The organism is Ruegeria sp. YTSC003 (assembly GCF_059609785.1).
Map to the genome: position 1 here is coordinate 96,727 of NZ_JBXWMK010000004.1, position 11,686 is coordinate 108,412.

At 57.2% G+C, this 11,686-nt stretch carries 11 protein-coding genes; 3 read left to right on the forward strand and 8 right to left on the reverse strand.

The window, feature by feature from the left end; all coding sequences use genetic code 11:
- Positions 1–5 precede the first annotated feature (5 nt).
- Positions 6–1,634, reverse strand: coding sequence for an acyl-CoA dehydrogenase family protein (locus AC2FFH_RS09710; protein ID WP_496844303.1), 1,629 nt, complete (start codon positions 1,632–1,634; stop codon positions 6–8).
- Complete coding sequence (locus AC2FFH_RS09715; RefSeq protein WP_496844304.1) at positions 1,631–3,475, reverse strand: feruloyl-CoA synthase; 1,845 nt, start codon at positions 3,473–3,475, stop codon at positions 1,631–1,633. Before AC2FFH_RS09715 ends, AC2FFH_RS09710 begins: the two co-directional genes overlap by 4 nt.
- 208 nt (positions 3,476–3,683) lie before the next feature.
- On the opposite strand from AC2FFH_RS09715, the gene AC2FFH_RS09720 reads away from it, so the two are divergent.
- Positions 3,684–4,445, forward strand: a complete 762-nt coding sequence (locus AC2FFH_RS09720) for an SDR family NAD(P)-dependent oxidoreductase (RefSeq protein ID WP_496766258.1) — start codon at positions 3,684–3,686, stop codon at positions 4,443–4,445.
- A gap of 9 nt (positions 4,446–4,454) precedes the next feature.
- The gene (locus tag AC2FFH_RS09725; protein WP_496766260.1) at positions 4,455–5,225 is read left to right on the forward strand and encodes a crotonase/enoyl-CoA hydratase family protein; all 771 of its coding nucleotides are present in this window, start codon (positions 4,455–4,457) and stop codon (positions 5,223–5,225) included.
- Between the two features lie 76 nt (positions 5,226–5,301).
- Here the strand turns inward: AC2FFH_RS09725 and AC2FFH_RS09730 are convergent, their stop codons facing one another.
- Together AC2FFH_RS09730 and fdxA are read right to left on the reverse strand one after the other, a co-directional pair.
- On the reverse strand, positions 5,302–6,108 hold the full coding sequence (locus AC2FFH_RS09730) for a ferredoxin--NADP reductase (protein ID WP_109311145.1): 807 nt from the start codon (positions 6,106–6,108) through the stop codon (positions 5,302–5,304).
- Positions 6,109–6,117: 9 nt separating this feature from the next.
- Positions 6,118–6,447, reverse strand: a complete 330-nt coding sequence (fdxA, locus tag AC2FFH_RS09735; RefSeq protein ID WP_282169614.1) for a ferredoxin FdxA — start codon at positions 6,445–6,447, stop codon at positions 6,118–6,120.
- 268 nt (positions 6,448–6,715) lie between these two features.
- Between fdxA and AC2FFH_RS09740 the strand changes: the two genes are divergently transcribed.
- Entirely contained in the window at positions 6,716–7,828 is a 1,113-nt protein-coding gene (locus AC2FFH_RS09740; protein WP_496766264.1) for a CaiB/BaiF CoA transferase family protein, read from the forward strand.
- Here the strand turns inward: AC2FFH_RS09740 and AC2FFH_RS09745 are convergent.
- The 4 genes from AC2FFH_RS09745 to AC2FFH_RS09760 all read right to left on the reverse strand — a co-directional run bounded on the left by AC2FFH_RS09745 (position 7,823) and on the right by AC2FFH_RS09760 (position 11,629).
- Positions 7,823–8,248, reverse strand: a complete 426-nt coding sequence (locus tag AC2FFH_RS09745) for a MarR family winged helix-turn-helix transcriptional regulator (protein WP_108859585.1) — start codon at positions 8,246–8,248, stop codon at positions 7,823–7,825. The genes AC2FFH_RS09740 and AC2FFH_RS09745 overlap by 6 nt on opposite strands.
- A 72-nt stretch (positions 8,249–8,320) precedes the next feature.
- The gene (locus tag AC2FFH_RS09750; RefSeq protein WP_496766266.1) at positions 8,321–9,022 is read right to left on the reverse strand and encodes an ABC transporter ATP-binding protein; all 702 of its coding nucleotides are present in this window, start codon (positions 9,020–9,022) and stop codon (positions 8,321–8,323) included.
- Positions 9,015–9,788 carry an ABC transporter ATP-binding protein gene (locus tag AC2FFH_RS09755; protein WP_496766268.1) on the reverse strand — a complete coding sequence of 258 codons (774 nt, stop codon included), beginning with the start codon at positions 9,786–9,788 and terminating at the stop codon, positions 9,015–9,017. The genes AC2FFH_RS09750 and AC2FFH_RS09755 overlap by 8 nt, the downstream gene beginning before the upstream one ends.
- A complete protein-coding gene (locus AC2FFH_RS09760) occupies positions 9,785–11,629 on the reverse strand; it encodes an ABC transporter permease (RefSeq protein WP_496766270.1) in 1,845 nt (614 codons plus the stop codon). The genes AC2FFH_RS09755 and AC2FFH_RS09760 overlap by 4 nt, the downstream gene beginning before the upstream one ends.
- Between the last annotated feature and the right edge of the window lie 57 nt (positions 11,630–11,686).

Sequence of the window (11,686 nt, forward strand, 5' to 3'; positions counted from 1 at the left end):
GATGTTCACGCGGCGAAGATCGCCGCAGAATGCGTGGGTTCTGGATTAAGGATGCGGTGCCGCAGCAAACCGGCTTCCGGCAGAATGCGCGCCCGGACATGGGCCGCAGTGGCGCGCAACAATTCGGGCTCGGGGGCATTGTCCGCGGCGGCCTCGAGATCCGCCCAGGCGCGACCAAAATATACCAGCCCGGTCAGCCGCACATAGTCCGAGACCGACGGTCCGATATCCGTATAGCTTTGCATGACTTGGGTTGCGGATTTCCAGGCGTCGATCGCATCGGCCAGCTCGACCGAGCTGGGGCCCGTTGAGGCCAAATCGGCAAAAGCTTGCGCCGCCGCGCCGCCATTTGCGCGGATCGCGCGGCGGGCCACTCCGGTCGCCAGAACGCCGTTGGTGCCTTCGTAAATCGCCATGATGCGGCTGTCGCGCATGATCTGTTCAACGCGGTATTCCTTGCAGAATCCATAGCCGCCGTGGATTTGTACCGCTTGGCTTGAGGCCGCGTTGACTGCGTCGGTCGCAAAGGCCTTGCAGGTCGGAGTAAGGATATCCAGCAACCCCTGATCGGCGCCCAAATCCATATCCACAAAAGTGCGATAGACCATCGCCCGGCATCCCAGCGTATAGGCGTAGATATCCAGCAACATCCGCTGAACGTCACCGTGTTCGGTGATCAGCGCCGTGCCTTCTGATGTCGTTCCCTGGCGCCGACCTGCGGCATGCAAACGCGAACGCTGAAAGGCCACGTCCATCTGGCCCACGGCCTGCAGGGCCACATCCAGGCGCTCGGCATTCATCATGGTGAACATGGCGGCCAGACCTTGGCCTTCATGGCCCAACAATTCGGCCTTTGCGCCGTCGAACGCCATCTGACAGGTGGGTGATGCATGCATCCCCATCTTTTCTTCGATCCGCACGGTCTGAACCCGGTTACGTGTCCCATCGGGTAACACGGCAGGGCAGGCGAACAGGCTGAGGCCCCTGACCCCCGGTGCCGCATCCGGGGTGCGCGCGAGCACCAGATGCAAGACGTTGTCGGTATAGTCGTGGTCACCGCCCGAAATGAAGATTTTGGTGCCGCTGAGCACGTAGTCATCACCATCGGGCGTAGCGGTTGTTTTGATCCGACCCAGATCTGACCCCGCATCCGGTTCGGTCAGGCACATCGATGCCATCCATTCACCGGACACCAGCGGCGGCAACAGCCGCGCCTTTTGATCGTCATTGCCCGAGGCATTCAGAGTTCGAATGCAGCCCTGCGCCAGGCTCAGCACCATCTCATAGGAAATACACGCGCCAGCCAGCATGTCCGCCAGAACCGCACCCAGAATGTGTGGCAGTTCTTGCCCGCCATATTCTTCAGGCGCACAAAGGCCCGGCCAACCGGCATCGGCATAGCGTTTATAGGCGGCAACCATGCCCGGTGGCATCCGTACACGGCCATTTTCCAGACGCGCGCCGTGTTCCTCGCCGATCATGTCCAAAGGGGCAATTTCGGTGTTGATGAAGCGGCCCAAGGCTGGGATTACGGCCTCGGCCAGATCGTCGCTCCAATCTGGCAGCCGCTCGGGCCGACCGATATGCTTGAGGACGAATGCAATCTCGGCTTCAGAGGCGGTGTAGTCGATCATGTGGCGGCCTTTCCTGATACGATCACATCCGCGGCTCCATCATACAAGCCAGTGACCGCGTCAGCCCGAAGCTCTAGCGCAAGGCGTTGATTGATATAGCCTTTGTCGGTGATCTCGTTCTTTTCAACTGACGGGGCGTCGTGTTCGATGCGAACGCGCTTCACGCGTGTGGCGCTGCCGGTTTGCCCGGCATTGTATGCAGCCAGCTTTTCAGTGAGGAAGGCGCGTACTGCCGGATCGTCGGCATAGGCAGCCAAAGTGTCGCCCCGTCCGGTCAGGACTTTGCATTCATCTACGTTCAGGAACAGCAGCGCACCAATTTCGGTCCGGTCATGGCCGGTAATGACGGCATCCGAGGCAATCGGGCTGAGGGCCTGCAGCAATGCAACACGTAAGTTGCCGACGGCGACCCAAGTGCCGGTCATCAGTTTGAAATTCTCAGAGATGCGGCCATCGAATACGATGCCCTTTGATGGGTCATCTGGATCTTGCAGGCGGCCCGCGTCGCCAGTCAGGAAGTACCCTTCCTCGTCAAACGCCTCGGCGGTTTTTTCGGCGTTGTTCAGATAACCTGTTGTCACATGCGGTCCGCGGACCCGCATTTCCAACTTGCCACCATTGGGCAGAAACTTCAGCTCGGATCCCGGACCCGGCACCCCGATGACTCCTGCCTTTTCGATGGGGAAGTGCACACATGTGGCCATCATCGCCTCGGTCAGGCCCCAGGCGCTTACAAACGGGATTTTCTCGCCCCGTTCCTGCACGCCCAATTGTTCCAGACCTTCCCAAAGATGGTCGGGTAGCCCCGCACCAGAGAAAAAGATCAGATCAAGCCGCTTGAAAAAAGCGTTGCGAAAGGCTGTGTCCTCGCGCAGGACCGGCAAAAGCATGTCAAAACCGCGCGGGACGTTGAAGAACAGAGTGGGCGATACGTCGCGCACGTTGCGAATTGTCTTTTCGATTTCACCCGGCACGGGTTTGCCATCATCAACATAGAAGCTGCCGCCGTTGCGCAGCATCATGTTGAAATTGAAATTGCCGCCGAACGTATGGTTCCAGGGCAGCCAATCAACCACGACAGGTGGGGCGCTTTCCAGAAACGGCCAAATCTGCACCACGGCTTCTTGAGTGGCCAACATCATGCGCTGCGTTACGATCACGCCCTTGGGCAACCCGGTCGAGCCGGAAGTGAACAGAATCTTGGCCAGCGTGTCATGGTCAATCACGGCCCGCGCTTGGGCAACCGGTTCGTCAGCTGTGGCTTCCAGGGCGCGTTCAAATGTCAGTGCGCCATCGTCCGACAGCTGTTCGATGCCTTCCGAGGCGAGAAACTCAAAAGCATGGGCAAAGCCCTTGGCATCATCGGCATAGGCCATACCGGGATTGGTGGTCCGGACGATATGGCGCAGTTTGGCCAGCGACTCGTCGAACAGAGAGTAAGGGACAGAAACCGGCACTACCGGAATGCCCACATGCATAGCAGCCAGCATCAGCAGACCGTGCCGGACCGAGTTGCCTGACAGAATCAAAAGCGGGCGATCTCTACCCAGTCCCTTGTTCAGAAGAAACGCAGCTAGTGAGCGGGTTTGCGTCAAAGCCTCGGAATAGGTGACGCTGATCCATTCACCGTCTGGCCCACGTTCGGCCAGAAACAGGCGATCGGGTGCTTCTTCCGCCCAGCGTTCCAGATATTCAGAAACGCACTGTACATCCACATTCAGCGGGTATGGGCTGCGCAAAACAAAGGCGCCATCGCTTAGGTCTTCTCGCAACACCTTTGAAGGCGCGAATTTTTGGATAGGCACAACACCGTCTTCACTTTGCCGGGCTGAAATGCTCATCTTTCCTCTCCCTGTCATCTGGTCGTCATGGACACGACATGATGCATATTTTGAAAATCAGGCTATCCAAAAAATTGTTAGTATGCAAATGTATTATTGATCGTTCACTAAGTTCTGACTTAACGGGTATGATGCATCAGGAAATCGCGCAAGACCGAAGCCTGATTTCGTTGCGTCATGGCGTACGGGGCACACAGGGAGACATGGAATGAGAATCGAAAACGCATCCGCAATCGTGACTGGCGGTGCTTCGGGGTTGGGGTTCGCGACGGCCGAATATCTTGCATCATGCGGGGCGAAAGTGGCCCTGTTCGACTTGCCCGGCGACAAACTGGACGAGGCCGCAAAGCAGATGGGGGCAATTGCCGCGCCTTGCGACGTCACCAAAGAGGCCCAGGTTGCTGCGGCGCTGGACACGGCAACTGCCGCCAATGGTTTGCCCCGTGTTGTCGTCAATTGCGCCGGCGTAACGCATGGCGAGCGGATCGTAGGGCGCAACGGCCCGGCGGCGCTGGACGGGTTCGCCAGAACGGTTCAGATCAACCTGATTGGCACCTTTAATGTCATGCGCCTGGCGGCTGAGCGGATCATGCAAAATGAACCGCTTGAGGATAACGAGCGGGGGATTATCATCAACACCGCGTCGGCGGCGGCCTTTGAGGGGCAGATCGGGCAGGCGGCTTATTCTGCCTCGAAAGGTGGGGTGGCCAGTCTGACCTTGCCTGCGGCGCGGGAGTTTGCGCGCTCGGGCGTTCGGGTCATGGCGATTGCACCGGGTATCTTCTCGACCCCGATGATGGATTTGCTGCCGCAAGAGATTCAGGACAGTCTGGGTGCCAAGGTTCCCTTTCCGTCGCGCCTTGGGCAGCCGGCTGAATTTGCGCGCTTGGCAGGGCACATGATCGAAAACACCATGCTGAACGGTGAATGCGTGCGTCTGGACGGCGCGATCCGTCTGGAACCCAAGTAAGGCTTTGCAATGGAATATACACATATCACCCCAGAGACAGACGGCCCGGTTGGTATCCTGACGCTGGACCGACCTGCCAAGTTCAATGCGATCAATCACGGGCTGCTGTTCGAGATCGAGCATTATTTTGACACCCTTCCCGATGAGATCGGCGCAGTTGTGATCCGCAGTTCCGGTCAGCACTTCTGTGCCGGGCTGGACCTGTTGGAACATTCGATGCGCGACGCCGCAGGGGCGATGCATGAATGCCGCCTGTGGCACCGGATTTTCGACAAAATCGAATACGGACGGGTTCCGGTCGTCGCCGCAATGAACGGTGGTGTTCTGGGCGGTGGGATGGAGCTGGCTATGACCGCCCATATTCGGGTCTCGCAGCAGGATACGTTCTATGAGCTGCCCGAAGGACGCCGCGCGATCTTTGTCGGCGGCGGCGCAACGGTACGTGTTGGCCGGATTATTGGGGCCAGCCGGATGATGGAGATGATGCTGACCGGCCGCCGCTATGGCTCGGACGAAGGTTTGCAACTGGGGCTGGCACATTATGTTGAGCCGGACGGAACCGTGTTCGACAAAGCGATGGAGCTGGCCCGGCGCGTGATCGAGAACGCACCGCTGTCAAACTACATGATGATGCAGGCGATCACGCGCATCAATGACATGTCGGCCAGTGATGGCTTCTTTACCGAAAGCCTGGCTGCGGCGATTGCCCAATCCTCACCCGAAGCGCGGGCCGGGATGGAGGCGTTTCTGAACAAGACAGGAAAGCGGGACAATCAGTAAGTCCCGAGACACGCGGGATCTGGTGTGAGAGCGTTTCACCAGATCCCGGTGTAGGGCGGGGCAGAGCCCCGGTTGGTCAATCGACAAAAGCGCGTTCGACCACAAAAGTTGCAGGTTTGTTGTTCGCGCCCTCTTCCAGACCGAACCCTTCCAGCGCGGCCTTGGTATCCTGCAGCATCGCCATCGAGCCGCAGATCATTCCGCGATCTGTTTCAGGTGAGATTGGCGGCAGGTCCAAATCATCGAATACTTTGCCCGATGCCATAAGGTCGGTGATCCGACCTTTGAACGGATAGTCCTCACGCGTGAGGGTGCAATAGTGCCGCAAATTCTGCGCCATCTCGCCCACCAACGGATCGGATTTGAGCGCCGCAACCAATTCTTTGCCATAGTCCAGCTCGCCTTTTTCCCGACAGGTATGGGTCAGGATTACTTCGTCGAACTTCTCATAGGTTTCGGGGTCGCGGATCAGCGATGCAAAGGGCGCAATGCCGGTTCCGGTCGAAAACATCCAAAGCCGCTTGCCTGGCAACAGCGCGTCATTGACCAGCGTGCCTGTGGGCTTTTTGCGCATCAAAACCGTATCACTTTCGCGAATTTTCTGCAGGTGTTCGGTCAGCGGGCCGTCGGGGACTTTGATGGAATAGAACTCGATCTCTTCGTCCCAACTGGGTGATGCGATGGAATAGGCGCGGTACACAGGTTTTTCCGCGTTCGGCAGGCCAATCATCACAAACTCACCTGACCGAAACCGGAAGGAAGCCGGGCGGGTGATGCGGAATTTGAACAGCCGGTCGGTGTAATGCTTCACTTCGGTAACGGTTTGGGCGAACACGCCCGCCGGAATGGGGAATTCAGTTTTGGTCGTAGAATCCAGCGACATATTAGTCTCCTATTCTGCCGGGGCATCCGACAAGAGCGCAAGCTTGCCTTCTTTGCCGTTCCAGTCGTCCGCTGCAGGCATCGGGTCTTTCTTTTCGGTGATGACGGGCCAAGCCTCTGCGTATTTGCCGTTTAGTTGGACCCACTTTTCCATCCCATCCTCGGTGTCCGGGCGGATTGCGTCGGCGGGGCATTCCGGTTCACACACGCCGCAGTCGATGCATTCGTCCGGATGGATGACCAGTGTATTTTCCCCTTCGTAGAAACAATCCACTGGGCAAACCTCCACGCAATCGGTGAATTTGCAGTTGATGCAGTTTTCGGTGACGACGTAAGTCATGGAGCGCCTAATCGTTAGTATACAAATGAGTATTGTGAGAAGCGCGTGCCTGTCAATACGTTTCTGTACGAATAAAATTTTCCTGAGTCGGACTCTTGACCCAAATGTGAAAAAAATTAGTGTACTAACGAAAATACTACGCTTCGGCAGGGTGGCATGACTGACAAGCGGGTTGTCGAAACATCGGACTTATGCTGTTGGGGAGATGCAGGATTCGATCCCGGACACAAGTTGGCCGATCGCAGCAGAGTTTTGAAAGGTTCAACCCATGAGCACCCCCTTGCACGGATTGAAAGTGATCGAGCTGGCCCGCATTCTGGCCGGACCCTGGATTGGGCAGACACTGGCTGATCTGGGGGCAGATGTGCTGAAGATCGAAAGCCCCGAGGGGGATGATACGCGAAAATGGGGCCCTCCGTTTATCGAGCGCGATGGCGATAAGACAGCCGCCTATTTCCACGCGGCCAATCGGGGCAAGGACAGTATCGCATTGGATTTCCGGGATGCGGGTGATCGGGCGAAGCTGTTGGACCTGATCCGCGATGCGGATGTGCTGATTGAAAACTTTAAGGTTGGCGGGTTAAAAAAATATGGCCTGGATTATGATAGCGTCAAACAGATCAACCCCGGACTTGTTTACGCATCCGTCACTGGGTTCGGTCAGGATGGACCCTATGCCCATCGGGCGGGGTATGATTTTCTTATCCAGGGTATGAGCGGGATCATGGACCTGACAGGCGACCCGGAGGGAGAGCCGCAAAAGATCGGCGTCGCCTTTGCAGATATCTTCACAGGCCTCTACGGGGTAATCGGCATTCAGGCTGCACTTGCTGAACGAGAGCGTTCGGGGCAGGGACAACACGTGGATCTGAGCCTGCTGGATTGCATGACGGGCGTTCTGGCCAATCAGGCGATGAATTATCTGGCCTCGGGTGTGTGCCCAACGCGACTGGGTAACGCCCATCCCAATATCGTGCCTTATCAAGTGTTTCCGGTGGCGGATGGGCACATCATCATCGCCTGTGGAAACGACCGGCAATATGCAAGCCTGTGCGAAATACTGGGCCTGTCGGGGTTGATCGACGATACCCGATTCATGTCCAATGCGGACCGTGTGGAAAATCGCGCTGCGTTGACTGAATTGCTGACGAGTTCCTGTCTGAAATGGACCAAGGCTGATCTGTTGGCGGCCCTTGAACAACATGGCGTGCCCGGTGGCCCGATCAATTCAGTGCACGAGGCACTAAGCGACCCGCAGATTCAGCATCGCCAGATGCAGATCAACCCGGAGGGCGTGCCCGGTTTGCGCACTCCGATCCAGTTTTCCCGGTCTGAATTGCAGTTGGACAAGGCGTCTGCCAAACGGCCCGTCAAATCATGAGATTTTTCGCAGAATACGGATAAGGTTGCGCTGTTCAGCGGCCGTCAGCGGCTTGAGCGTTTCGTTGGTGATCTGTTGACCGACATCTTTCATCCGCGCGACCATGGCCTCGCCTTCGGGGGATAGCGAAATCAGTGTGCGTCGCTTGTCGTCCGGATCGGGTTCGACAACCGCAAATCCCTTTTGACGCAGGCGATCAACGACCCCTTTGATTGTCGCAACATCCATTGCCGCCAGCCGCCCCAACCGGTTTTGAGAGCACTTGCCCAAATCTGCAATACGGATCAGCGCAGCAAACTGCGTTGGCGTCAGGCCGTCCAATGTGTGTGACTGGAAAATCGACGCGTGGCGCTGGTTCGCCAGCCGCAAAAGATAGCCGACCTGCTCGTCAAGCGCATAGCTTTCAATCGATTCCGTCATGACGGCTCCTGCCTGATTCAATTGTTCGTACTATAATAATCAAAGCCATGTCCTTCCCACAAGACCAAGGTATTATACGGCAAGATAGGTATTTGAAATTTCTGGGTTTTCGTCGAGGTCAGTAAAGCTGCCTTCGAACCGCATTTCGCCTTTTTCGATGATATAAGCCCGGTCCGACACGATACGCGCAAAGTGCAGGTTCTGTTCACTGATCAGCACCGACAGCCCCTCTCGTTTCAGTTCCGCAATCACGCGGGCCATCTGTTCAACAATGACCGGGGCAATCCCTTCTGATGGCTCATCCAACAGGACCAGCTTGGGATTGCCCATCAACGTGCGGGCAATGGTCAGCATCTGTTGTTCCCCACCCGAAAGCTGTTTGCCCAGGTTCTTGCGACGTTCAGCCAGATTTGGAAACAGCTCGAACAAGTGTTCCTGTGTCCATTCGGGTGCATCTGGACGTGGTTCGCGGCGTCCGACTTCAAGGTTTTCTTCGATGGTCAGATCCCCGAAAATCCGACGGTCTTCGGGGACATAACCCATGCCAAGGCGACAGATCGCATGAGGGGTATTCCCCTGAATCTCGCGTTCGGCATAGCGGATGGTGCCATTTATGTGCCGCACCAATCCCATGATGGACTTCATGGTGGTCGATTTGCCGGCACCATTCCGGCCCATCAGCGCAACCACCTCGTTCTCGCCGACGTTCAGCGAAACACCGTTGAGGATTTGCGCACGGCCGTACCAGGCCCCAAGGTTTTTGACATCAAGCATGGGCGCTCTCCGCTTCAAAGACTGAGCCACCGCCCAGATATACCTCTTGGACCAATGGGTTGGTGCGGATTTCAGGCCCTGTGCCTTCGGCGATCAACTCACCCCGGTTCAGCACCAGAATACGATGAGCATGGGCAAAAACGACGTCCATGTCATGTTCGGTGAACACCACGCTTACGCCGCCTTTAGCCACGATTTCCGCGGTCAACGCCATCAGGGCTAGCCGTTCGGACGGTGCCATGCCCGCCGTCGGTTCGTCCATCAGCAGAAGGGCGGGTTCATGCGCCAAGGCAATCGCCAGTTCCAGCCTTTTCAGATCGCCATACGCCAGTTCCGAACATGCCCGCCCGGCTTGATCCTGCATCGAAACAAGTTCCAGCAACGCCATTGCCTCATCCACATACATCCGCGTCGCGCGGGAAAACAGGTCGAACACCCGGCGGTGATGCGAGATCAGCGCCATCTGGACGTTTTCCACAACGGTCATCGACAGGAAGGTTGCCGTAATCTGGAACGTTCGACCAACGCCCATACGCCAAATCTTGCGCGGCGGATGGCCGATCAGGGCCTGACCGCGCAAGGATACCGAGCCTGCATCCGGTTTCAGGTAGCCATTCAGCATGTTGAAACATGTGGTTTTGCCCGCGCCGTTGGGACCGATCAAGGCAAGGAATTCCCCTTCCTTCAGATCGAAATTCACACCCTTCACGGCCTGCACGCCGCCAAAGGATTTAGACAGGTTGCGGACTTCGAGAACGTTGGTCATGCGCGGCCTCCTTTCAGGCCGCGCAGCAGGCGCTGGACACCGCCCGCAATTCCGTCAGGTGCCACTAGGACAACGATTAGAATGATGGCCCCGAAGATGAAACGCCAATAGTCTAACCGCGTGACCCAATCTTCGATCAGTACAAAGGCACCGGCCCCCAGGATCGGACCCGCCAGTGCGTGAATGCCACCCAGAAGAACCATGATCAGACCGTCGATGCTCAGCGCGATGCCGAGGCTGTCAGGAAAGACGCTGCCCTTGGAGAATGCAAAGACGACCCCGGCCAAACCGGCAAAGCCACCCGCCAGCACAAATCCCATCCATTGATGAAACCGGGTATCGATGCCAATCGATTCAGCCCGGGTTTGGCTGTCGCGTATGCCGCGCAGGATATAGCCGAACGGAGAGAAGGCCACACGACGCAGCGCCCATATTCCGCCAATACAAAGGACGAAGGCGATGTAAAAATAAACCTTGTCAGAGCTGGCCCATTTCGCAGGCCATACACCAAGGATGCCATCATCCCCGCCTGTAAATTCCTGCCATTGGAACGTGACACCCCATAGGATCTGGGCTGCGGCCAAGGTCAACATGGCAAGGTAAACGCCAGACAGCCGAACACAGAACCAGCCGAAGAACAGCGCTGCAATAGCCGCGCAAACCGGGCCGAAAAGCATTGCCGAGACCATGCCGAGCCCAAGGAATTTGACCACCATCGCGGCACCATAGGCACCAACGCCGAAATAGGCGGCATGTCCGAAACTGACCATGCCGCCGACGCCCATCATGAAATGAAGCGATACGGCAAATAGCGTCGCGACCATCACATCGACCATCAGGACCGAGGTGAAATCTGCAGTGAACAAGGGGCTAAGGGCCAAAACCAACAGCGCAGCCATCAGCACCATTGCTGATTTCTGATCCATCAGCGCAAGTGGTTGGTCCGGCTCCTCGGGTGCTCCTTTTTCGCTGCCCGGTTTGCCAAACAGACCATGCGGGCGGAAGATCAGGACAATCGCCATGATAATGAAGGGTAAGACGATCGAGATCTGCGGGAAGATCAGGATGGCAAATGCGTTCAGGACCGAGATCAGAACCGCCGCCACAAACGCGCCGGACACGCTGCCCATACCACCGATGACAACCACAACGAAGGCCTCACCAATGATCGACAGGTCCATCTGCAGAGATACTGCCTCGCGCGGGATTTGCAGCGCGCCGCCCAATCCAGCCAGGAATGACCCCAGAACGAAGGCCGCTGAAAACAACCAGACTTGGTTGACGCCTAGCGCCCCGACCAACTCGCGGTCTTGGGTTGCAGCACGCACCAGAACACCCCATCGCGTTTTGTGAAACAGCAGCCAGATGGCCAACAGGACGACCGGCCCGATAGCAATCAGGGCGAGGTCATATTCGGGAATTGGTTCTCCCATGATGCGCACCGCACTATCCAACCCCGGTGCGCGCGGGCCCAGCAGGTCCTCTGCCCCCCAGATCGCCAGCGTGCCATCCTGAAAGATCAAAACGACGCCAAACGTTGCGACCAGTTGGAACAACTCGGGCGCGTGGTAAATGCGGCGCAGGATAGTGAGTTCGATGATCAGGCCGATCACCCCGACGATTATTGCCGCCAAAATTACGCCGACCCAAAATCCAAGGATGCTGCCACTCCAGAGTGTGACCAGTGTGTAAGCGAGATAAGCGCCGACCATGTAGAACGAGCCATGCGCAAAGTTCACGATCCGCGTGACGCCGAAGATGATCGAAAGCCCGGATGCGATCAGGAAAAGCGAGGAAGCGTTCGCCAATCCAGTCAATAGCTGTGCAAAATAGAACCCCATCGGGCCACCGTCCCTTGTTCGTGTTCTTTTTGTGGGGCGGGGCAGCTATTGCCCCGC